27 protein-coding genes are annotated in these 22626 nt (G+C 37.7%); 11 read left to right on the top strand and 16 right to left on the bottom strand.

The genetic code is table 11. The annotated features are described in order from the left end of the window. Nucleotides 1–578: 578 nt before the first annotated feature. The 3 genes from GNT69_RS23780 to GNT69_RS23770 all read right to left on the bottom strand — a co-directional run bounded on the left by GNT69_RS23780 (nucleotide 579) and on the right by GNT69_RS23770 (nucleotide 3029). A complete protein-coding gene (locus GNT69_RS23780; RefSeq protein WP_203557473.1) occupies nucleotides 579–1397 on the bottom strand; it encodes a transporter substrate-binding domain-containing protein in 819 nt (272 codons plus the stop codon). A 256-nt stretch (nucleotides 1398–1653) separates the two neighbouring features. Then, complete coding sequence (locus tag GNT69_RS23775; protein WP_203557472.1) at nucleotides 1654–2376, bottom strand: amino acid ABC transporter ATP-binding protein; 723 nt, start codon at nucleotides 2374–2376, stop codon at nucleotides 1654–1656. Continuing rightward, the gene (locus GNT69_RS23770) at nucleotides 2373–3029 is read right to left on the bottom strand and encodes an amino acid ABC transporter permease (protein ID WP_203557471.1); all 657 of its coding nucleotides are present in this window, start codon (nucleotides 3027–3029) and stop codon (nucleotides 2373–2375) included. The genes GNT69_RS23775 and GNT69_RS23770 overlap by 4 nt, the downstream gene beginning before the upstream one ends. A 385-nt stretch (nucleotides 3030–3414) precedes the next feature. Here GNT69_RS23770 and GNT69_RS23765 point away from each other — a divergent pair, with 385 nt between their 5' ends. Continuing rightward, the gene (locus tag GNT69_RS23765; RefSeq protein ID WP_203557470.1) at nucleotides 3415–5067 is read left to right on the top strand and encodes a PAS domain-containing sensor histidine kinase; all 1653 of its coding nucleotides are present in this window, start codon (nucleotides 3415–3417) and stop codon (nucleotides 5065–5067) included. Nucleotides 5068–5115: 48 nt separating this feature from the next. Here the strand turns inward: GNT69_RS23765 and GNT69_RS23760 are convergent, their stop codons facing one another. Further along, nucleotides 5116–5346, bottom strand: a complete 231-nt coding sequence (locus tag GNT69_RS23760; RefSeq protein WP_203557480.1) for an excisionase family DNA-binding protein — start codon at nucleotides 5344–5346, stop codon at nucleotides 5116–5118. Between the two features lie 43 nt (nucleotides 5347–5389). Then, nucleotides 5390–5962, bottom strand: a complete 573-nt coding sequence (locus GNT69_RS23755) for a DUF1836 domain-containing protein (RefSeq protein WP_203557469.1) — start codon at nucleotides 5960–5962, stop codon at nucleotides 5390–5392. Nucleotides 5963–6101: 139 nt separating this feature from the next. On the opposite strand from GNT69_RS23755, the gene trhA reads away from it, so the two are divergent. The 3 genes from trhA (at nucleotide 6102) to GNT69_RS23740 (ending at nucleotide 8723) form a co-directional block, all read left to right on the top strand. Beyond that, nucleotides 6102–6749, top strand: a complete 648-nt coding sequence (trhA, locus tag GNT69_RS23750; protein ID WP_203557468.1) for a PAQR family membrane homeostasis protein TrhA — start codon at nucleotides 6102–6104, stop codon at nucleotides 6747–6749. Between the two features lie 162 nt (nucleotides 6750–6911). Next, on the top strand, nucleotides 6912–7232 hold the full coding sequence (locus GNT69_RS23745) for a MerR family transcriptional regulator (RefSeq protein WP_203557467.1): 321 nt from the start codon (nucleotides 6912–6914) through the stop codon (nucleotides 7230–7232). A 186-nt stretch (nucleotides 7233–7418) separates the two neighbouring features. Continuing rightward, nucleotides 7419–8723 carry an ammonium transporter gene (locus GNT69_RS23740; RefSeq protein ID WP_203557466.1) on the top strand — a complete coding sequence of 435 codons (1305 nt, stop codon included), beginning with the start codon at nucleotides 7419–7421 and terminating at the stop codon, nucleotides 8721–8723. A gap of 312 nt (nucleotides 8724–9035) precedes the next feature. On the opposite strand, the gene GNT69_RS23735 is transcribed toward GNT69_RS23740, so the two are convergent. Beyond that, nucleotides 9036–9371, bottom strand: a complete 336-nt coding sequence (locus tag GNT69_RS23735; RefSeq protein ID WP_343206554.1) for a metal-sensitive transcriptional regulator — start codon at nucleotides 9369–9371, stop codon at nucleotides 9036–9038. A 226-nt stretch (nucleotides 9372–9597) separates the two neighbouring features. Here GNT69_RS23735 and GNT69_RS23730 point away from each other — a divergent pair, with 226 nt between their 5' ends. After that, complete coding sequence (locus tag GNT69_RS23730) at nucleotides 9598–10827, top strand: DUF438 domain-containing protein (protein ID WP_203557465.1); 1230 nt, start codon at nucleotides 9598–9600, stop codon at nucleotides 10825–10827. 63 nt (nucleotides 10828–10890) lie between these two features. Further along, a complete protein-coding gene (locus GNT69_RS23725; protein ID WP_203557464.1) occupies nucleotides 10891–11205 on the top strand; it encodes a metal-sulfur cluster assembly factor in 315 nt (104 codons plus the stop codon). A gap of 72 nt (nucleotides 11206–11277) precedes the next feature. Here GNT69_RS23725 and GNT69_RS23720 read toward each other — a convergent pair whose 3' ends face one another. Both GNT69_RS23720 and GNT69_RS23715 read right to left on the bottom strand, forming a co-directional pair. Continuing rightward, nucleotides 11278–12279 carry an alpha/beta fold hydrolase gene (locus GNT69_RS23720; RefSeq protein WP_343206553.1) on the bottom strand — a complete coding sequence of 334 codons (1002 nt, stop codon included), beginning with the start codon at nucleotides 12277–12279 and terminating at the stop codon, nucleotides 11278–11280. Beyond that, on the bottom strand, nucleotides 12272–12838 hold the full coding sequence (locus tag GNT69_RS23715) for a hypothetical protein (protein WP_203557463.1): 567 nt from the start codon (nucleotides 12836–12838) through the stop codon (nucleotides 12272–12274). Before GNT69_RS23715 ends, GNT69_RS23720 begins: the two co-directional genes overlap by 8 nt. Before the next feature lie 249 nt (nucleotides 12839–13087). Here GNT69_RS23715 and GNT69_RS23710 point away from each other — a divergent pair, with 249 nt between their 5' ends. After that, on the top strand, nucleotides 13088–14461 hold the full coding sequence (locus tag GNT69_RS23710) for a cytochrome P450 (RefSeq protein ID WP_239094442.1): 1374 nt from the start codon (nucleotides 13088–13090) through the stop codon (nucleotides 14459–14461). 125 nt (nucleotides 14462–14586) lie between these two features. Here GNT69_RS23710 and GNT69_RS23705 read toward each other — a convergent pair whose 3' ends face one another. From GNT69_RS23705 to GNT69_RS23695, 3 genes are all read right to left on the bottom strand, one after another. Further along, nucleotides 14587–15675: a DUF4236 domain-containing protein gene (locus tag GNT69_RS23705; RefSeq protein WP_203557462.1), complete on the bottom strand. Its 1089-nt coding sequence runs from the start codon at nucleotides 15673–15675 to the stop codon at nucleotides 14587–14589. Nucleotides 15676–16325: 650 nt separating this feature from the next. After that, entirely contained in the window at nucleotides 16326–17150 is an 825-nt protein-coding gene (locus tag GNT69_RS23700) for an aldo/keto reductase (protein ID WP_203557461.1), read from the bottom strand. Nucleotides 17151–17240: 90 nt separating this feature from the next. Then, nucleotides 17241–17531, bottom strand: coding sequence for a hypothetical protein (locus GNT69_RS23695; RefSeq protein WP_203557460.1), 291 nt, complete (start codon nucleotides 17529–17531; stop codon nucleotides 17241–17243). 130 nt (nucleotides 17532–17661) lie between these two features. On the opposite strand from GNT69_RS23695, the gene GNT69_RS23690 reads away from it, so the two are divergent. The 3 genes from GNT69_RS23690 to GNT69_RS23680 all read left to right on the top strand — a co-directional run bounded on the left by GNT69_RS23690 (nucleotide 17662) and on the right by GNT69_RS23680 (nucleotide 20371). Continuing rightward, entirely contained in the window at nucleotides 17662–18150 is a 489-nt protein-coding gene (locus GNT69_RS23690) for an Hsp20/alpha crystallin family protein (protein WP_203557459.1), read from the top strand. A 125-nt stretch (nucleotides 18151–18275) separates the two neighbouring features. Then, entirely contained in the window at nucleotides 18276–19430 is a 1155-nt protein-coding gene (locus tag GNT69_RS23685; RefSeq protein ID WP_203557458.1) for an arginase family protein, read from the top strand. A 101-nt stretch (nucleotides 19431–19531) separates the two neighbouring features. Next, on the top strand, nucleotides 19532–20371 hold the full coding sequence (locus GNT69_RS23680; RefSeq protein ID WP_203557457.1) for an ATP-binding cassette domain-containing protein: 840 nt from the start codon (nucleotides 19532–19534) through the stop codon (nucleotides 20369–20371). Here GNT69_RS23680 and gerPC read toward each other — a convergent pair. Genes gerPC through GNT69_RS23660 form a run of 4 tightly spaced genes read right to left on the bottom strand, consistent with a single transcriptional unit; the run spans nucleotide 20368 to nucleotide 21670 of the window. Then, entirely contained in the window at nucleotides 20368–20868 is a 501-nt protein-coding gene (gerPC, locus tag GNT69_RS23675) for a spore germination protein GerPC (RefSeq protein WP_203557456.1), read from the bottom strand. The genes GNT69_RS23680 and gerPC overlap by 4 nt on opposite strands. A gap of 26 nt (nucleotides 20869–20894) precedes the next feature. Continuing rightward, nucleotides 20895–21131, bottom strand: coding sequence for a hypothetical protein (locus GNT69_RS23670; protein WP_203557455.1), 237 nt, complete (start codon nucleotides 21129–21131; stop codon nucleotides 20895–20897). Nucleotides 21132–21181: 50 nt separating this feature from the next. Next, a complete protein-coding gene (locus GNT69_RS23665; protein WP_203557454.1) occupies nucleotides 21182–21406 on the bottom strand; it encodes a spore germination protein in 225 nt (74 codons plus the stop codon). A 36-nt stretch (nucleotides 21407–21442) separates the two neighbouring features. Then, nucleotides 21443–21670 carry a spore germination protein gene (locus GNT69_RS23660; RefSeq protein WP_203557453.1) on the bottom strand — a complete coding sequence of 76 codons (228 nt, stop codon included), beginning with the start codon at nucleotides 21668–21670 and terminating at the stop codon, nucleotides 21443–21445. Between the two features lie 144 nt (nucleotides 21671–21814). Between GNT69_RS23660 and GNT69_RS23655 the strand changes: the two genes are divergently transcribed. After that, a complete protein-coding gene (locus tag GNT69_RS23655) occupies nucleotides 21815–22141 on the top strand; it encodes a hypothetical protein (protein ID WP_203557452.1) in 327 nt (108 codons plus the stop codon). A gap of 159 nt (nucleotides 22142–22300) precedes the next feature. On the opposite strand, the gene GNT69_RS23650 is transcribed toward GNT69_RS23655, so the two are convergent. Then, nucleotides 22301–22600 (bottom strand): spore germination protein, encoded by a 300-nt coding sequence (locus tag GNT69_RS23650; protein ID WP_203557451.1) that lies wholly within the window; start codon nucleotides 22598–22600, stop codon nucleotides 22301–22303. Between the last annotated feature and the right edge of the window lie 26 nt (nucleotides 22601–22626).

The following is a 22626-nucleotide window of genomic DNA, read 5'->3' as shown; positions in this document are numbered from 1 at the left end:
TACACCTCCGAGAGAAATAACCTTCCAGGATTCGGGGACCGTTTTACCGCCGTAGCGTGTCCCAACCTATATAAGTTAGTTCTTGCAGTGGTCCTGCAAAGGTGCAACTGCCCGTCGCACAAGAAAAGCCGGGCAATTTTAACTGCCCGGCCCTTTTATTATATGCTAAATTTTATTGATAGTACTTGGATTAAACCGATTATAAAACTGTTTTTATACTAGTACTTGGATTAAACCGATTATAAAGCTGTTTTTATACTAGTACTTGGATTAAACCGATTTTTGGCCGTTTTTTATTCCTAGTACAGGGATTATATCGGTCTTCTGGCCTCAATTTATTGCTAGTACTTGGATTAACCCCTCATTTTACAGCGTTTTATTACGAGTACTAGCAATATATCAATGAAATTTGGTGTTTTTAATACGAGTACTTGGATTAAAAAACGCGTTACCAGCATTATCGCTCAAAAAACCTACGGGGTTCTTCGTCAAATGACTTTTTCTATATAAAATCAGGTACTTTAACCCTAAAAAAGGTGCTTGACGTTTCACCACGTCAAGCACCTTTTCCCTTTTCATTATCCTTCTTGTTGCTCTTTTAAAAATTGAATATTTGGATCTACGCCGAACCATTTTTGATAAATCTCTGTATACGTTCCATTATCGAATACAGCATTAAGAGCATTGTTAAATTCTTCGACTAGCTCACTGCCTTTTGGGAATAAAATGCCATAGAATTCACTTTCAAACGTATCATCTTCAATAACATTCAGGTTCTTTTCTGAATTATTTTTTGCGTATTCGTCAACAACTGCATTATCAGCAACGACAGCAGCAGCGCCACCGCTCTCCATTTCCATAATCGCTAAGTTATTGTCTTCAAACTTCTTAATATCGGAATGGTTCCTTCCAATAAGTCGATCCATTGCTTCCTGACCTGTCGTACCATTTTGAACCGCAACGATTTTCCCAATTAAATCTTCTGCAGACTGAATTTCACTATCTTCAGGAACTAATATCTTATTCGTAGACAGGAAATAAGGAACCGAAAAATCATATGACTCCTTGCGATCTTCATTAATTGTTATCGCGGCCATTGCTAAGTCTGCACGCTTATTTTGGATCTCAACAAAGATTGGATCCCAACCAATATGCTCCACTTCTTCTACTTTATATCCAGCTTCTTCCGCCACCGCTTTAATAAGATCGATATCAAATCCAACTACTTCACCCTTATCCATATATTCCATCGGAGCGTAAGTAGCATTTGTCACAACTCTTAATGTTTTCGCTTCATCATTCGTATCAACCTCTGCTTCGCCACTTGATTGTTCTGCTGTTCCACAAGCCGTTACAAACAATGCGATAAAAACAAGCAATAATAAACTTTTCTTCACTTTATTTCCCCCTATTAAAAATTCTTCTGAAATAATTTTCTTGTTATTTATTTTTCTATTATATTATTAAGTGTATTAATATGCAATTGAATTAATAAAAACGCAGCGGTAATATTCTCCAAGGTTTAATTTGCATGCATGATAAATGTAGAGCAAACGGACTTTACATCTTTAACGAATCCAAATGTATACTATATAAATATTTTCAAATAATGATTGAATCAACGTAAAACGAAATAGATATTATTAGTAGACATCATAATATTTTACTTAAAAACGCTTTTGTTCTCTCCTGTTGTGGATTTTCAAATAATGGCTTCGGTTCGTTTTCTTCTACAATATATCCGCCATCCATAAAAATAACCCGATCGCCAACCTCACGAGCAAAACCCATCTCGTGTGTGACAACAACCATGGTCATTCCTTCTTTTGCCAACTGTTTCATAACCTCTAGTACCTCACCAACAACTTCAGGATCAAGGGCAGAAGTCGGTTCATCGAAGAGCATGATTTTCGGTTCCATCGCCAATGCCCTGGCAATTGCAACCCTTTGCTTTTGACCACCCGACAAAGAACTTGGATAAGCATCAGCCTTTTCTTCAAGTCCAACCTTCTTCAATAATTCAAGCCCTTTTTTCCTAACAGCTTCCTTCGAAACTTTCCTTACTTTTGTTGGCGCAAGCATAAGATTTTCAATCACCGACATATGTGGAAACAAATTAAAATGCTGGAACACCATTCCTACTTCCTCACGCATTTTATTAAGATTATTTTTTTTATCGGTGATATCTATTCCCTCAATTAATATATGTCCAGCAGTAATGGTTTCAAGCAAATTGATGCATCTTAACAGTGTCGATTTTCCAGATCCAGAAGGACCGATGACAACAACCACCTCTTGTGGTTTGATTGAGAGATTAATATCTTTAAGAACTTCATTTTTCCCAAATGATTTTTTTAAGTTTTTTATTTCAATCATTCTGTCTTCAACCTTCTTTCGAGTCTATTTAATAAAAAGCTTAAACTCACCGTTAAAATCAAATAAATAAGAGCCGCCGCTAAATACGGTTCCCAAACTCTATAATATTGACCAGCCATCGCCCTTCCCCAATACATAATTTCCGGGGCGGTAATCACCGCTGCAAGAGATGACTCTTTAATTAAAATAATAAATTCATTTCCTAGTGGCGGAATCATACGTTTAAATGCTTGGGGAATGATGACGTAACGCATTGCTTGGGCATGGCTCATCCCGAGAGAACGAGCTGCCTCCATCTGCCCTTTATCTATCGACTGAATCCCCGCCCGAAAGATTTCCGCAATATATGCCGCTGCGTTCAACGAAAGTGCAATAATCGCTGCGTAAATGGCATTCGTTTGGCCGATTAACATCGGCACGAAGCCAAAATGGACGAGCAAAATTTGTACAAATAACGGGGTACCGCGAAAGAATGTGATATAAATCGTAAATGGGAAAGCAAGAAATTTATTTTGAATCATTTTTCCTAATCCGATAAATAGTCCGAGTACCGTTCCTATCAAAATTCCAGCGATCGAAAGACCAATCGTTACAAGTGTCCCTTTCAGTAGGAAAGGAGCATATTCTGCAATAATATCAAAACGAAAATCCATTAGTTGTCCCTTCTTCCTCTATTAGAATACCAATATATAATTTGCGATAAAAACTTACTAAAATAGTTATCATTTCACCTTCACAGTATTTTATTATCGCCTATTATACCTTCCATTGTATTTATATGCAATAAGACTAGCTAACAAACGCGAATAATCATTTTAAGACCGTCATAATGATACATATTAACGAGCCGAAGCATATTTTATTATTTATAAATATACCAAATGTATGCAAATTCTTTTGCGGGATTTCTTCCTTATTCTACATCTCCTTTATTCTATTTATTTATGATACTATTATATTAGTTTGGGCGAAATAACTTTAATGAAATCCAACGAGATCATATAGAGCAATAGCTATATACAGGAGTGTTACGGTTCAATGAAAAAAAAGAAACTACTTTTAATTTTTATAATCACTAGTATTTTTTGGATCTTTGGTACAAATTTCCTCGTCGAACATTATGCACCTTATCCTTTCGCGCAATTAATCAATCACGGAAAAGAGTTATTTTATGTCGTTGTCACCGGCTGCTTCTTTTACTTTTACGTAACAAAATCAGAAGAATTAACGATAACAAAAGAAGAAGAAAGACGATTATCAACACTGATTAACTCGATGGTTGATGTTGTTATCTTTAAAGATGGCGAAGGGCGTTGGATTGAAGCAAATAAGTTTGGTTTAGAGCTTTTTCAACTCGAAAAAGTTGATTACCGCGGGAAAAAGGATTCGGAACTTGCTAATTACACAGAGTTTTATGCTGAAGAGTTAAGAGCTTGCGAAATATCAGATGAGGAAACTTGGCAAAAAGGAGAGATATGCAAGGTTGAAGAAATCATCCCATCGTCTGATGGAACTGTCAAAACATTTGATACAATCAAAGTACCTCTCTTCCATAAGGACGGGAGTAGAAAAGCTTTCGTTGTCATCGGACGGGACATCACTGAAAGAGTTCAAGTGAAGACACTGCTTGAAGAAAGTGAACAACGTTATAAATCATTATTCGATTATAATCCTGATATCGTTTATATGATTGATTTAGAGGGAGTTCTGACAAAATTAAACCCTCAATTCGAAGTCATTACTGGTTATCGCGCTGAAGAAACAATCGGAAAGCATTTAAAGGATGTCATTAATCCTAAACTCCGAAAAGAATTAACTAAAATGCACGACAGCGTGATTAGGCAAGAAAAACCACAACAATTTCAATTGAACTTACAACATAAAAACGGACAAAATATCATTTTGCAATGCGCATCTGTACCAATGATCATTAATGGTAAAATAGCAGGGATTATTGGCTATGGAAAGGATATTACGAAACTCAAGGAAACAGAAGAACGCCTTCGTCGAACAGAAAAACTTTCAGTAGTTGGTGAACTATCGGCAAGTGTTGCCCACGAAATTCGAAATCCACTAACTTCATTAAAGGGGTTTGTTCAACTTCTAAAAATGGAGGATGAAAAGCATCAATTATATTATCAAATCATGATTGATGAACTGGACCGAATTAATCATATTATTGGAGAGCTCTTGCTTTTAGCTAAACCACAGCAAATCACATTTAAAAAGGCTAATATCCATACCATTCTTTCTGACGTAATTTCTCTCCTTCGCACAGAAGCAAGCATGCATAATATTGATTTGCATTTCGATTATACGAACGATATGCTTGAAATCGAATGCGAACCGAACCAACTTAAACAGTTATTCATTAATATAATTAAAAATGCAATTGAAGCCTCCACACAGGGAGCGGTTGTAACGATTTCTTTATCCCATCAAAAGAAAGATCATGTTTCGATAAAAATTAACGACACCGGTTGTGGTATTTCCAAAGACCGCTTAAAGCGATTAGGCGAACCATTCTATTCATCAAAAGAAAAAGGAACTGGACTAGGTTTGACTGTGTCATTTAACATCGTCCAATCTCATAATGGTCATATTCAATTTAATAGTGAAGACCATTCTGGAACAGAAGTATCTGTCGACCTCCCAATTAAAAGCAGCAAAAAAACCGCTGTTGCTCTGTAGAAAAAATCCCCCGTTCCAACGAACGGGGAAACTCTTTTGTAGCTTTACTCAATCTTCATCTTTTATATCAATGTCCTCTGGAATCGGTTCATTTTGTATTTCCTCGATGATCTTTTTATATTTCTCCAATTGTCTAAAATGCGTATTAAACTGCTCCTTAAAAATTAAGTATTCCTCACCATCAAAAATTGCCCGAATTTGTTTTTGTCTGATTAAGCGTTCGATTTTCTCTTCAGAAAGAGAAAGATATTCCGCTGTTTCCTTTATAGTTAAATACATGGTAGCACCCTTTCGATTCCATTTTTTCACGAACAAAAATCGCCTACTGCTTCTTTTCCTTTAGAGAATCAACGAGTTTTTCAGCTGTTTTCCGATAAAAATTACTCATATTTACAAGAGAAGTTATGAGCAAGAGTTTTTCGAGGTATTGCGTATCCTTGTCGAACTTTTGCATCTGGTCATGAACAGCATTTCCCTTCACTTCCAATTCTTTCGTAAAACTTTCTACATTCCCATCAAAAATCGTTAGGTAGCTTTGGTAAAACCGGTCTAATTCCATATCGTTTGTGGTAATTTCCTCATTGAGCCCTCCTAATAGTTCCTTAATATCGACGATCGATAACGAACCTTTTAAGTGATATATAAGCGAGAGTAACATAATATGTTCTTTTGAATACTTTTTATTTTTAACCGGGAAAAGCAATTTCCCTTTTGCATAATTGTTGATCATCGTTTTTGTTAAAATTTTATCGGTTTCATCCCTCTTCGATTGGTTGTAAGTCTTTTCAAATAGTTGTATAACCTGGTCCATATAAAGATCAATATTCGGTATATCTTCTAAATGAATATTTTGGTTCAAATCCATTTCCTTAATGACTTCATTTAATTGTTCCATGATTTCCTCACTTTTTTTCCTTTTTCTTATATTATAACGAAAATCCCTAAATATTTAAACCTTGACTACATAGCGTTACCTTAATATAATTGGATGTAGTATCAAAAACTACATCCAATTATATCGAGGTGGTACACATATGAACCAGTTTGTTCGCGAACCAATTAATGGATTTACCCATCTTGCTGGAGCAATTCTTTCATTTATCGGATTATTAGCCATGGTCATTAAGGCTGCTTCCGAATCTGCTTCGCCACTAACGATTACTGCAGTCCTCATTTTCGGCATAAGCATGACATTGCTTTATAGTGCGTCCGCTACTTATCATTTAGTGATTGCTAGAGACAAAATTATTTCTTTCTTACGTCGCCTAGATCACTCCATGATTTTTATTTTAATTTCAGGCACATATGCTCCTTTTTGCTTAGTGACCTTAAATGGATGGATAGGGTGGATCATTTTTTCAATTATTATGGCCGCTGCTTTATGTGGTGTTATTTTCAAAATGATCTGGTTTGACTGCCCACGTTGGCTATCAACAGGATTGTACATCGCAATGGGCTGGATGATTGTTTTCGCAGCTGTTCCGTTAGCGGAAAACCTTGCAACTGAAGGATTAGGACTATTAATTCTCGGTGGAATCCTCTATACAGTCGGCGGAATGATTTACGGATTTAAACCGAAGTTTTTACAATTTAAACATGTGGGTTTTCACGAAATCTTTCACATATTTATCCTGCTTGGTAGCCTTTCACATTTTCTAAGCGTATTTTACTTCGTTATCTAAACACCTCTTCCTTTAAAGAACTATATGCAATTAAAAACCGCTAACGAACTAGCGGTTTTTTTTTGTGCAACCTGACTAATTTAACTATTCAGATTTCTTATTGTCATATTTTTACACATGTGAGATAATATAACATACTTTATAAGGAATGGGGGAATGTGTATGAGTCAAGAAGCGTCTTATAAAGATAAAAAGGTCATTACAATCGGAATTGTAAGAGAATTAACGGGCTTATCAGACCGACAAATACGCTATTACGAAGAGCGTAAATTAATCTTTCCGGAAAGAACAACAGGTGGAAGCAGAAAATATTCTTTCTCTGATATCGAATTGCTAATGGAAATTGCCGAAAAAATCGAAGACGGCGTGCAAACATATGAGTTACGACAAGAAATGGTAAAAGAAAAGAAAAAACAAGAGGCTGCAAAACTTCGCAACAAAATGATTCAAGGTCAGATAAACGCCCGTTTCGGTATACGGTGAATTAATCCACTCCACACTCCATTCTCTATTTATTTGTTTCTAGATTCATAGTTAACTTTGTAGTCGGATACTCCTTCCAAATTTAATGTTAGGTTTTCTTACACAAAAACGGAAAATAACTTACATCGATGCGAAAATACAATTATAGAAAGCCAAACAATTCGATTTGGAAGGGGAGGAATTATTATGGATACTACTTTTTTATTAAACAGTATTTGGGTGATGGTATCTGCCGTACTAGTTATTATCATGATTGGGGGCTTCATCCTTTTGGAAACTGGTTCGACAAGGATGAAAAATGCCGGACATATTGCCGGTAAAACGCTCCTCACATTCGGAATTTCATCGATTGTCTTCTGGGCCGTTGGCTATGGTCTAATCTTTGGCGAAGGCAATTTACTCATCGGTTTATCAGACTTTTTTTATTCAGGGTATGAAATTGAGGGATTAGGACTATCCACTCCCGTATTCTTTTTATTCCAAACAGCGTTTGCAGGAATTTCGTTAACTATTGCCTTTGGTGGTTTTGCTGAAAGAGCGAAAATGGGTGTGTATTTAGTATTTGCTGTCCTTTTCTCTGTGTTAATTTATCCGCCAATTGCTCACTGGATTTGGGGCGATGGCTGGTTAGCTGAACATGGAAAACAAGACTTTGCTGGTTCTACAGTTGTCCATTTAACAGGAGCGATGGCAGCTTTAGCAGCGACGATTCTTTTAAAACCACGTATTGGAAAATTTAATCGAGATGAATCTGCCAATAACCTTTCTGGACATAACCAAGTATACACTGCATTAAGCGTTCTTCTATTATGGGTTGGTTGGTTCGGATTTAACGCAGGCAGCACCCTTGAAGTCGATGGCGCTTTCTTCGGATTTGTTGCCGTGAACACCAATCTTGCAGCGGCAGCTGGTACCATTGCTGCCATGATTATTTCTTGGGTTGTCATAGGAAAGGCCGATGTTTCAATAATGTTAAACGGGGCATTGGCTGGGTTAGTTGCGATAACTGCATCTTGCGCATTTGTAGATACTTGGGCATCAATTGTCATAGGGTTCATTGCTGGAATTCTTGTATTCTATAGTATTCGATTCTTTGAAGCTCGTAAAATTGATGATCCGATTTATGCTTTATCCGTTCACGGCGCAGCAGGGATTTGGGGTACATTATCAACTGGCTTATTTGCGACCCCAGAACTGACATCAGTCGGTCAACCGGGGTTGTTCTACGGTGGTGGGTTTGAGCAATTAGGTGTTCAATTATTAGGAGTTGTCGTATGCGGCGCTTTTGCTTTCATCGTTTCTTTCGGCCTATTATTGATCATGAAAGGTGTGATGGGAGGCCTACGTGTCACTGAGGAAGAAGAAATTATCGGTCTTGATATGAGTGAACACGGCTCCTATGGGTACGCCGAATTGCTTCAAATAGAAAATGCTTGCAATCACTCACTAAAGTCTAAAGTCTCAGGAGATAACACTAGTATCAGTACCTAAAACTTAACCGATAAAAATTGGAGAGTAATCCTTCTCCAACAAGTCCCTCCCCTTGATCAATATGTTCAAGGGGAATGCCATGTTTAGCAGAAAGGAGTATAGTGATGTCTACTAGTAGCAAGTATAAACAAATACGAGCCTTTCGGGAGCGTAAAATGGTCGATGTTTTGTCTAATTCCACTTCCTTAAACTTATTACATGAGAGAATAAAACGCTCGGTGCCGTGTATGCACAACTGGCAAAGCGAACATAATCCAATCAAAATCATAAAGAAAACTCGCCGATTGGCGAGCCCCTAAGGGCGAAGATGGATTATTTTTTTATTAGTTTTTGAATTGTAATCATTAGCTCATCTACAGCTTCTTCGTCTCCTGCTTGAACGCGTTCAACAATACATGATTTCATATGTCCTTCTAATAATAGTTTAGCTACACTATTTAATGCTGCTTGTGTAGCAGAAATTTGGGTAATCACATCATCACAATAAATATCCTTCTCTATCATTCCTTTTATTCCACGAATTTGCCCTTCAATTCGATTCAATCTAGTTGTTAAATTTTTCTTCATTTTATCTGAATGATGACTTTTACGTCCAGATTCAGATGGACAGCAATGATTGTTTGTTTCATCACGACCTGGGATATCCACCGAAAAACCTCCTTTTGCTTATTTTACAATGAATACTCGTTAAACGCTATCTGACACCGTTCTCACAAATCCGACAAACATTAAATTATATTAGTGATATAAATCACAATGATGCTTATCCGCCTATGGTACATTTTAATTGAGAAAAGTTATCACCTATTATTTGCAAAAACCTTTTGAAATAGATGATTTAAAAATATATTTTCCAAAAAGGAGAATGAAAGCGATGAGTGAATTCATTAATAACCGTCAGCAAGGAATTGAAAATAAATCAGAACGTCAAGAAATGTTAAAAAAAATCATTAAAGATCTACACGATGGAAAAAGTGTCGAAGAAGTGAAAGCACAATTTGAAGATGCTGTCGGCAATATTTCAGTTGCAGAAATTTCACAATTAGAGCAAGCATTAATGGAAGAAGAAGGTATTCCTGTTTCTGAAGTCCAACGTCTTTGCTCTGTGCATACAGAAGTTTTTAAAGGTTCAATTGAAGAGATACACAGTTCCGACAAACAAGAGGAACAACCGGGTCACCCGATTCATACTTTCAAACTTGAAAATAAAGAAATCGACCGATTAGTAAACTTTAAACTCCAGCTTCACCTTGAGCGTTTCGAGAAAGAGGATAATGAAGATAATATTAATAAATTAATTGAAGATTTAAATCTACTTTATGATGTTGATAAACATTATACACGCAAGGAAAATCTCCTCTTCCCTTACTTGGAGAAGTATGGCATTTACGGGCCAACTCAAGTCATGTGGGGTGTAGATGACGGCATTCGAGCAGCGATTAAAGGTGCGAAAGAAAAGCTAGTCAATTATAACGGGGACAAAAAAGCGGTCAGTGCAGCTGTTTATTTTGTAATTAAAGAAACAACCGAAATGATTTATAAAGAAGAAAATATTCTTTTTCCGATGGCCCTGCAAACTTTAACAGAAGATGAGTGGGTGAAAATCGCCCATGATGGCGAAGATATTGGTTATTGCTTAACAGCACCAGCAGCAACTTGGAAGCCGGAACGGAAGGAAATCAATGATGCAGTGATTTCTGACGGTTTTATTAAAATGGAAACAGGTCTATTAACGATAAAACAATTAGAGCTCATGCTTAACCATTTACCTGTTGATATTACCTTTATTGACCAGGACGATGTCGTCCGTTACTTTTCACACGGAAAAGAAAGGATTTTCCATCGTACAAAAGCCGTTATCGGCAGAACCGTCCAAAACTGTCATCCACCTAAAAGCGCTCATGTTGTCGAAGATTTGTTGCGCGATTTTAAATCTGGTGAAAAAGATGACGAGGATTTCTATATTAAATTCCGCGACAAATATGTGTATATTCGCTACTTTGCTGTCCGTGATGAAAACGGTGAATACATTGGTACACTTGAATTCACGCAAAATATTGATCCAATCCAGGCAATTGAGGGTGAAAAACGGATTCTAGCTTAATCGTTTGCCCTTCTCCCCTAATGGCTAAGATTTTAGAAAAATATTTATCTATGAGGTGAAAACATGAATAAAGAACTGACAGAAAGAATTTACGAAGTTTTAGAAGAAGTGATGGACCCTGAACTTGGTATTGATATTGTCAATTTAGGGCTGATTTACGACGTCATTTTAGATGCAGAAAATAATGCGCAAATTAATATGACGATGACTTCAATGGGTTGCCCAATGGCACCTCAAATCATGACTGATGCACATATGAAGCTATCTGCTAATATTAAAGAGCTAAAAAGCATTAATATCGACATCGTCTGGAGCCCAGCTTGGTCAAAAGATCGTATGTCACGCTATGCCAAAATTGCCCTTGGAGTACCAAGCTAATATAATCATAAGGCGAAACTACCATCAGAGGGAACCCTCTGATGGTTTGTTATATTTCAGGGTATAAATTACTTAAGACCTTTCCTTTAACCAATCAGCTAGAAAATCAGGAATTCCCCCTTTAATTGCGAGTGACACATGCCCCCCTTTTACTCGTTTGTACGTTTTATCATTTGAAGCTACCTTAGACATAAGTGGCTTAATCATCGATTCTGAAATCAACTGATCCCCTTCTGTTGACACAACAAGTAAATTAGCTGTTATCTCCTGCAAATTCACTTTCTGTTTGTTGATGACTAAATTATTGTTGATTAGTTTGTTTTCGATTAGCAATTCATTCAGTAAATCCTTTAAGGCTGCTCCTGCAAAAGGGACATGCCCTTTTGCCCATTGGTTAAACCGCTGCCATTTCTCTACAAATTTCTTGTCTTTTCTGCGGGTAAATAACGCCAAGTATTGTGAAGAGTTGATAGGGGCTGTTAGCATGCGGAACATAAGTTTCATCGCTTTTGCTGGAACCACTCCGTATTCATCAATAAGTTCATCAAGTTTTAAGTCTCCGGTCTTAAGTGCTTCTTGCCAATTTTCAACGTATGGAACATGGGTGAAGTCGATAGGGGCTGCAAAAAGGATTAAATTTTTTATCGGTTCGGTTGCCAAAGCCGCATAAATCACTGCTAATGTGCCTCCAAGGCAATATCCGACCACCGTAAGTTCATCGGCTCGAGAATGCCTAAGTGTCCTCCGCGCACCTGTTTGAATATAATCTACAATATAATCCTCAAGATTTATATGTTGGTCCTCATACCCAGGTACTCCAAAATCAAGCAAATAGACATCATAACCACGCTCGATATACCCCTTGATCATGCTCGAATCTGGTGATAGGTCTAAAATATACGCTTGATTAATGAGAGAATAAATGAGAAAAAGCGGAGTTTTATATTTCTTTTTGGGGGCTGGATAATACCAGAGGGTCGCCTTGTTTTTCTTCCAGATTGCTTTTTTTGGGGTCAGTCCAACAGGTAAATTCGACCTCTTCAATTGGTTATCACTGTTCGAATGACTAGACACGGCTTCTTCTGCTCCTTCGCTGCAACATCTCCTCAAGTGTCTGTTCAAACGTTTTTAAAAATTCTCCCCCAATTACAGAATAAATGTTTGAACCTATTTTTTTGAAACTGGAATGGACACAGTCCGGTAAACACATAAATGGGTTTCTTTTTTCTCGTTGCTCTTCTTTGCTTGCCTGTTCTTTCTCCGTTTTTTTCTCCTTTTCCTTCTTTTTCTTTTTCTTTGTTTTCATTTGCTTTTTCTGCGAACGCTCTGTTTGTTTTCCCTCTTGTAGTTCATAAAGCAAGTCCTCCATTTGGTCGAGCTTTTCTTCAAGCTGCATGGTCAACCTGGCAACCCTTGCGATATCATCTTTTGTAGGCAAATTCAATAACTCGGTAATCGATTCATTAAATTGACGCAATAGTTTTACACATTTCACATGCTTTTTAATGCCTTCATTTGTTATTTCAATGCACCGCTTATCATTCAACATTTTTTGAATGAGAGCATTTACTCTCATTTCATATTTCACACCAAGTTTTGCCCAATCATTAAGGTTCATAGATGGATTGTTCAACGCTTCTCTTCCTTTCAGTCTAGTCATTATGTCTATGAATTTTTAAACTCCATTGTGTTCGATAAGAGATTGATAAACAAGCTCTTTATAGTTTATACATCGTTTTAGCTTTTGTTCTAAAAATGATTGATCTGTCTACGAATTCAATGCTGCAAAAAGGGCAGAGGCATTTCTATCATTTTTTTCACTATAAAAGCCATCATTGCTTATGATGTAACAAGTTATTAACGAAAGGAGGTACATCGTCGATTGCGAACTACTTTTGATAATCAAAACATTCCGAAAGCGGGAAATGAAAAATTTTTCACCGGACATTTAACGTCCTTTCAACAGGATCCACTCATGTTCATGCGGACACTTAGCCGTGATTATGGTCCGATTGTACGTTTTCGCTTAGGTCCCTTTCAAAAAGTCATCTTGCTTTCCGACCCTGAATTAATTAAAGAAGTACTCGTGACAAAACAAAGGAGTTTTGTTAAATCAAAAGATGTCCAAGCTTTAAAGCCGCTTGTCGGTGAAGGACTTTTGACGAGCGAAAAGGATGTCCACATGCAGCAGCGCCGACTCATTCAGCCCGCTTTCAAAAAAACGCATATTCACGCTTATGCTCAAGATATGATTGATACGACGAATGATTATATGCGTAAATGGGAAAACATGGAGGAAGTAAATGCGACAGACGACATGATGAATATCGCCCTAGGAATCATTTGTAAAACGATGTTCAGCATGAATTTTAAGGAAGGAAATGACTTGATTGGTAATGCTGTTGAGAACGCGAACCGGCTTTCAGTCAAAAGAATGCGCGCGATTTTCCCTCTCCCATTATGGGTTCCTACTAGAACAAACCGCGAATTCAAGAAAACTGCTCAAGCACTTGATGAAGTGCTTTTTAAAATGATTGAAAATAGAAGACAAAACAATACAAATGCAGAGGATTTACTTGGAATGCTAATGAGTGCTCGCGATGATGAAGAAGGAGTTAGTATGAGTGACCATCAGCTGCGCGATGAACTAATGACGATTTTCCTCGCTGGACATGAAACAACTGCAAACGGCTTAGCCTGGACACTATTTTTATTGTCTCAACATCCAGAAGTGGAAGCGAAACTGTTCGCTGAAATCGACGCTATTATTGGGGAAAGCGCTGTAAAACCAGAACACTTTGACAAATTAACCTACACTCAAAACATCGTTTGGGAATCGCTTCGGTTGTTTCCTCCTGCTTATGTAATTGGTCGGCAAGTGAACGAAACGGTGAAAATTGGCAAGTATCTTTTAAATAAAGGTGAAATGGTGCTTATGAGTCAATATGTTATGCACCGTCATCCTAATTATTTTAAGCTTCCGGACGAGTTCAGACCTGAAAGGTTTGAACAAAATTTTATGCGAACATTGCCGCCATACGCATATTTCCCTTTTGGTGGGGGTCCGAGAGTATGCATTGGTAATCATTTTGCTTTTATGGAAATGGTGCTCGTACTCGCTTGCATTGCTAAGCGCTATCGGTTACGTCTCATCCCCGGTCATGAAAAGATTAAGCCACAGCCACTGATCACATTAAGACCTAAGCCGCGTTTACGGATGATAATTGCAGAAAGAGAGCAATGGGAGAATTCCTAAAAAAATTGCACTGTCTTTTTCTAAACAAGTAAAAAAGACAGTGCTTTACTGATTCCGTACAAACAACAGTATTTTGTTCATCACTACATCTCCAGCATGCTAGGAGGAAACCTTTTTAGAATCTTCTAGGACATAATCTCGTTTACTTTTTCAAACCCTTTCGTTTTCTTAAAATTCATTTGATGTTCAAAATGAACTAACGCATCCGATGGATCGAGATTTGTAAAATTCAATTGATACATCAGCGTTCTTTCGTATTTGACTGAGAGGATAGCGACTTTTTCTTGATTGCCGGTTGCACTATTTAATCTCTCTTCATATGCGTGAACGAAAACGTTCGTTATTGGCAGTAAAGCGAACATATCACGGGCAATTCGTAATGCACAGCTACAAACATAATCTTGATAAAGATCATAATAGGCGGTCTTCGTTAAGGCCTTTTCAGAAAGTCTGCCTGTTTTCGTTAGGGAAAGTGATTTTTCGGGAATCATCTTCTCGGCATGTACGTCAAATGACACATGAATCACTTCGGGATCGTCAGTACCAAATTCAAACCCCGAGCCAAATTCAATCAGATCTTCAAGCGGGTCAAATTCATCAATCACTTCGAGATAGGCTTCAACTTCTTTCGCAAGGACACGATTTGCGAGAAGTTGTGTTTGTTGCCAGTCTTCCCATAGCTCGGCATCTTTTTCAACCCCCTCAAGCACAGCTGCTTGGAGTTGTTCACGTTTTCGTTCACTCTTACTAAAGAGACGGTCAAGCAAGCTTGGTTTATACTCGGCTAACTTTTGTTTTGCTGCACGCTCATTCGGGCCTTCCTCTCCTTTTTGAAAAGGTGGCTGACGGTTGTAAACTTCATGCCAATCAACCGGATCATCACATTCATGATGAATCGAACGAATCAATTCTGTATGGTTTTCATATAACTCCACCTGAAGTATAGCATCTTCTTGTTCTTCCATTTTTCTTTGATCTGCACTAGTCAACGCATTTCTCTTTTTATAAGCATCTGACTTATGAGATTTCCCACTTGTCGTTTTTACGTAGGATAAGCCTGTACCTGGAATACCGACAGAACTTGTTTTTCGACCGCTGCTATGGATGGAGTGGCGAAGTCCCCTTCTCCCGACACTTACACTTGCTCCACGTTTTCCTATATTCACTCTTACACCAGGTGCAATCTTAATGCTTTTTCGAAACCGTATCGCCATCAAATCCCCCTCATTCCATTCAAAACATTCATCTATTTATATTATAAGCAAAAAAGCTTAGAGAATTTTTCTAACGGTGCAAAACAATAAATTTCACGATAAATAGAGTGCTTAATCTAATTTTAGCACTTCAATTTTTGTGATACTGTCAACATTACTTAGTCATCTAGGGCATACTGTTTCCAAATCCCAACCAAAGTATAAATAGCTCACTCTAATCCCCTTCCTCCATGATGTCCAAAAAGCTTTTTTATCTCATCTCTCTAAAATTGAAGGCTTGTCCTTAATTGAATAACTAGCGAAAGTAAAATAAACGGAGATTTTCCGCTTATATGCAGAAAGGAGCTCGTTTCGGAGGATATAAGGGGAGATTTTCCGGTTATGCAATTAAAAATCCCCCATTTTCACGTTTATAGAGTTAATAGACGGAATTCCTCCGCTTATTCAAGCTATTTTCAATGATTTTTATTAATTAAGCGGAATTCTTCCGCCTATTATTGTTAAGTGTAAAAGAAGGATGGCAGGAATAACGATAAGAGCAGGGCAAATTCCAACATGGTTGCCCTGCTTATTTGCTTTTTGCACCTTAAAAGAGAACCCGTAAGAATTTTCCTTCAAGCCCTTTGTTTTATGTATGTTAAGACAATTAGCTAAACTTTATGCATTTCCTCCGGGTCTGAACCTTGCCGCTTGTTTTCATTCAACGCATCAATTTGGTTTAATTCATCATTTGTTAACTCAAAATCGAAAACATTAAAATTCTCTTCAATTCGACTTGGAGTAATAGATTTTGGAATCGCAATAACATTATTCTGTAAATGCCAACGCAAAATCACCTGAGCAGTCGTTTTATTATACTTCTTCGCAATCTCTTTTATCGCCTCGTTCGTTAACGCTTCTCCTCCCTGCATCAGCGGGCCCCAAGCTTCAACGAAAATATCATTCTCTTTACAGAACTGTTTTAGATCCATCTGAGTAAGGTATGGGTGACATTCAATTTGGTTTAAAACAGGTTTAACTTGGCACTCTGATAAAATTCTCTCTACATGAGGAATGTTGAAATTACATACGCCAATCGCTCGAACCCTTCCATCTTCGTACAATTTTTCAAGCGCTTTATACGTTTCAACGTACTTATCCGTTTTTGGCATCGGCCAATGAACTAAGTATAAATCAAGATAGTCTAAACCTAATTTATCCAGGCTTGTTTCAAATGCTTTCAACGTCGAATCATATCCTTGATCTTTATTCCATACTTTAGAGGTAATAAACAGCTCTTCCCTGGGAACTTGTGACTGACGTATCGCCTCGCCAACACCAGCTTCATTTTGGTAGATTGCCGCAGTATCAATCGATCGATAACCGACTTCAATGGCCTTTTTTACAGCATCAATGACCGTATTTCCATCTTCGACTTTAAATACACCGAAACCTAACTGTGGCATTTGGATACCATTATTTAACGTGATATTCATACTGAACTCTCCCCTCACTTAAAAACTAAACCTTCCCCTTTTATTTTATCGTTCAAGGAGGGAAACAGCAATTTTCCCCAAAAGAGACCCTTATCCTTGCAATGCTTTCAAATATTCTTGTTGGGTAGGTACAACATTCTCCTCAATACAGTATTCAATAAATTGTCTTAAACGTTTGTTTTGCTGAAACATTTGTTCATTTACTTCAGTAAGGATTCTCACCTTCCCTTCTTGCGAATCATTCCCTGCCAGCATCGTATTTCTTTCTACCAGTTCACTTACTACTTCTTGCAATTCACGGACTTGAGCGTATAATGATTCATTTTTCTTTTTTTGTTGTTCCATTTCTTTTTCTAATTTAACAACCCGTGCTTCAATCATTTTCCTCTCTCCTTTTTATTCCTTTTTATTAAGAATCTATGGCGCCAAAATTGACATATGATTAAAATCAAAATTCAGAACGAAATCATAAAATGGTCATAAACATACATTAAGAGAAGGGGGATGCGTTTTGAATAAATACTGGCCGAAGAATTGGAAAAACAAGCTTCCAATGCCCAATTTTTTAGGGGAGGATTTTTTCTCTACCTTTGAACAATTTGAAAATATGGAGGTAGAAACAGAGTCCGAACCAAATCAACAAATCAGTAAACATTCACGAACAGCCGGAATAAAAGTCAATATTTATGAATCTGGTCATGAACTCCTTTGTATTTTTCGACTACCTGGACTGAAACTAAAAGAAGTTGATATCGATGTATATGATAAATTTCTTGAAGTAAAAGGAACCGTTCATATTCACGACAATGGTTTTCGTCCGATTCAACAAGAAATTTTTCAAGGATCTGTCTTTCGAAAGGTGGAACTCCCCTACCCTGTACGCACAGATAAAATAGATGCCTCCTATCATCATGGATATTTACTCATCACCTTGCATCGCCTCATTCGCTCCGACCTTGGCAAACCAAAAATAGTTATCCATGACCATGATAAAGCTTAATCCGTTTCAGTTAGGAAACGGATTTCTTTTATTCTTGTAATATTTATCCAACGGGAAAATATATATAATTGAGTATGCCCCTTCACACTACTGGCATCTAAGACAACTAAAAGAGAGGTGGTTAAGTGGGTTTCTTTGATAATCACGGATTAAGCTTTCGTAAGAAAAAAGCATTAGAAAGCAGTCGATCGACAGATTTACTCGGCATTCAAAACGCCATGAAAGAAGCGAAAATCCCTGAAGTTGAGGCAGAAAAAGAACTGAAGCGTTCTTTGGAATTCGGATTGTCAGCAGCGCCTTCCATTGGCGACCGCACAATCTCTACTTTTACGCGTGAACCACGCCCTGCTTATGCAGGTATTCCCACTTTTTTACGCACGCCATTTTTAGAGGATGTGCGCCGAGTTGGTGAGTATGATGTTGCATTTATCGGAGTCCCTTTCGATATTGGGACAACGTTCCGGGCGGGTGCAAGGTATGGGCCAGAAGCGATGCGGCGAATTTCAAAGTTATACACGAGCTACAGCTATGAAAAGGGTGTCGATTTAAAAGAGTCATTAAAAATGTGTGATGTTGGTGATGTCTTTACGATTGCTAATATTGAAAAAAGCTTTGATCAAATTTACAAAGCCGTTTCTCACGTGTTTTCCCAAGGAACGTTGCCAGTGATGCTTGGCGGTGACCATGCGATTGGTTATCCATGTTTACGAGCAATTGCAGACAATGTTGATGGCAAAGTCGGCATCATTCATATGGACCGACATTTGGATTTACAGGAAAAAGATATGGATGAAAGAATGCATACAACCCCATGGTTCCATGCTACAAATATCCCAAATGCGCCACCTTCAAATCTTGTCCAAGTCGGAATTGGTGGCTGGCAAGTACCAAGGGAAGCAGTAAAAAATGTGCGAAAATTCAATACGACAGTCATCACCATCGATGACATCGAACGACTAGGCATTGAAAAAGTTGCAGAAATTTCGTTAGAAAGAGCTTGGAAAGGAGCAAAGGCTGTTTATTTAAGCGTCGATATCGACAGCTTTGACAGCGGATTTGTCCCGGGAACTGGCTGGCCTGAACCAGGCGGCTACCTCCCACGGGAAGGTTTAAAATTTCTTGATATTGTTGCGCGAGAAGGAATTTGCGGAATGGAGCTTGTCGAAGTATCCCCTCCATATGATGTTAGCGATCAGACAGCTCTCTTAGGGACCCGCATCATTGCCGATGTACTTGCAGCGATGGTTGACGCAGGTAAAATTGGAAAGAAATTCGCTTAAGTTTGACCGGGAAATCGGATTAAAAAAACGACTGAGGCTTGTCATTCATTGATGACAAGCCTTGGTGACTTTACCGCTATGGAAAAAGGAGATGCGCGAAAATGAATGCAATTGAATTAACAAATGTAACTTACAAATATCAAGACGGATTTAACGCTTTAAATAACATTACATTAATGATTCCTATCGGGGCAAAAGTGGCTTTATTAGGTCCTAATGGCGCGGGTAAATCAACCTTGCTCCATCATTTAAATGGCTTAAAAATACCTCAAGAAGGATCTATTAAGATTATGGGTACCCCTTTAATGAAAAAGACCGCCTCCCAAATCCGACAAAAAGTTGGACTCGTTTTTCAAGACCCAGATGATCAAGTCTTTTCTGGAACCGTTTTGGAAGATGTTGAATTCGGGCCACGCAATTTAAAAATGGCCGATGACGAAGTGGATGAAGTTTGCCGTGCTGCCTTAGGAAATGTAGGAATGCTCGAACATAAAGACCGACCACCCTATCATTTAAGCTATGGTCAAAAAAAGCGAGTGGCGATTGCCGGGATACTAGCGATGCGCCCCGATATTATCATTCTCGATGAACCGATGTCCTATCTCGATCCTGCCGGTCAAGACGATGTCGCCGGCCTTTTAAATGGCCTTCATTATATGGGAAAAACGATTCTTTTATCAACACATGATGTGAATTTTGCCGCTTCGTGGGCAGATATGGTCGTTATTTTAAAAGACGGAGAGTTGCTTGCGACAGGTGGAATTGATTTACTCGTCAATGAGGAAATCATCCGCAAGGCAAATTTACACTTACCGATTATTTCCCGGTTATTTAAAATGTTGCCTGACCTAGAACTAGAAACATTGCCAAAAAATGAACAAGAAGCCGCCAGATATCTATATAGACGGCTTAATGAACAAGAAAGCAAATACTCACTTTAAACGAATTCATCATCATTGTTTTCATTTCCATTATTATTTTCATCATTTTCAGGTGTAATTTCAGCGTTTTCCAAAATCGTTTCCATATCCGATGTATCAATATCATTTAAAGTAACTGGACCATTATCAGAAAGTAGCTTTTTTAACTCCTCTGCATCGGTTAAGCTCGTTAACCCGACTAATAATGTTCCTGATAATTCTTCGACACTTAAATCCTGTATTTTATAATTAACATTTTCAATATTAATCGGCTTGATGTTATTCACTTTTTCTTTTAATTCCTGATTTTCTTGTTCGATTTTTTCCAACTTTTCATATAACTTTTCGAGAACGTCCGCAAGACTTTTCTGATTAGAAATCTTTGAATCGTTCTCTTTTCTCGCTTTTATATTTTCTTGTTTTTTTTCCTCTTTGACATCGTTTTGATGAATCATACTCGTTTGAGCCTGTGGGTGATAAGAATAAGGGTGGTAATAATATGGCCACTGATTATTCATAAAGACTCTCCTAAGAAATAAATTTTTTAACACGGTGGACTAAGCAAAGATTTGGATACTTCATCAGCAAATTGCTTAATCGTTTTTTTATATTTATGATCCATCAGATTCTCTTCGTTTTCTTCAAATTCTTCATAAAATTCTTTTGGCAATTGTACGGATGCGGCTCGATTATCAGCAAGCATCACTTTTCCAACATTCAATGAACCTAAAGTATTTATTGAATTAACTCTAATATTTCTAATATTTATTTGCAGTTGCATTACGCTCAGCCTCTCAGATATATAAAATGATGATGTTCAGAAGAATGCCTTTACACTTGAAATTGAGGTTGATCTTTGACATCAGGATCATTGGCGAAGTTGGCATTATTAAACTTTAGTGGACTGAAATTCGCATCCCCGGCTTGGTAATAGCCAACATTCATTTTTACATTTGCCTGATGTCCTTTATGCAGCACATTTCCAAGGTTGATTGAGCCATTATTAGCAATACTATTAACACGGATGCCAAAAATATTATTAATATGGGTTGCCATTACACTCCTCCTAATTCAACATCTGGGAAATAGCTTTTATATTTGGGCTTGTGGCTGATCAATCAAATCAGGATCATTTGTAAAGTTTGCATTATTAAATTGCAACGGACTAAATACGGCATCCCCAGGTTGAATATAGCCGGAATTCATTTTCGCATTTGCAGCGTGGCCCTTATGCAAGGCATTTCCATAGTTCAATGATGCGTTATTAGAAACATTGTTAATGCGAATCCCAAAGATGTTATTAATGTGAGTTGGTATCATCAGTTCCACCTCATTTAGTTTGATACGCTATTATATTCAATTAGGCCGAAGCTGTGAAAATGGGTTGCTGTTGATTAGCAAAGTTATCCTCCTGGGAATACATATATACGGAATGTTCAAAAACAAAACATAGGAGGTAGTGTCTTGAGCCAGCAACACTATTTTTGGAACGGAAATATGTATGGAGAAAACCGACAACCGCCACATGCTCAAGGTTGGGCTGTACCAGAAACAACAACACATACCGCCATTAAAAAAGGAAATGTGTGCGCATATGTCCCTGGTACACCTGTTAAATACCATAAACTGAATATCATGCATTGGCCATCACAAGATTATCAAGTCCCACATCCTAAAGGATTCTTACACACCCAGCTAACAAACCAAGACTACGGGCAGCAATATGTTCCTCATCATAGATATCCAGATCCAATTACCTTTGATGCGCCACCAGTTCCACCGCAGTTTTAGATTAGTCGGTAAAATCATTATAAATGATGACGATGTGCAAGATTTTTTCTGGGAGGCACATAGAACCGGGCTGTGTGTCCGTACGAGGGAGTTTCACACTTTACCGATCACTAAGCGGAAAGATGCTCATTCGCCCTTTATAGAATGAGCATCTTATCTCTATTCCTTATCCTTTTGTTTCCGCTTTTCCTTCTTTCTTTTGGCCATTTTACGCTTGAAATTTTTTTTATGAATTTCATTCAGTTCATTATTGTTATTTTCGTTCTCATTATTATTTTCCTCTTCTTCTTCCGGACAACCGAAAGCAAATTCATCCCCAATAATAATTTCTCCATTATTTATTTTCGAATTAGCTTGATGTCCAAAATGAATAGATGGTCCAAAATTGATTGAGCCACTATGTGAGATATTATTTATTTTTAATTTCCCAATAAAAGTAATCGGTCCTCTATCTTTCATCCCGTTTCTCCTCCCTTGTCCCTTTT

Origin of the sequence: Bacillus sp. B15-48 (genome assembly GCF_016879755.1) — a bacterium.
Lineage (GTDB): Bacteria > Bacillota > Bacilli > Bacillales > Cytobacillaceae > Mesobacillus_B.
The sequence above is the reverse complement of the archived record's forward strand: the minus strand, read 5'-3'. Positions and strand labels throughout refer to the sequence as shown.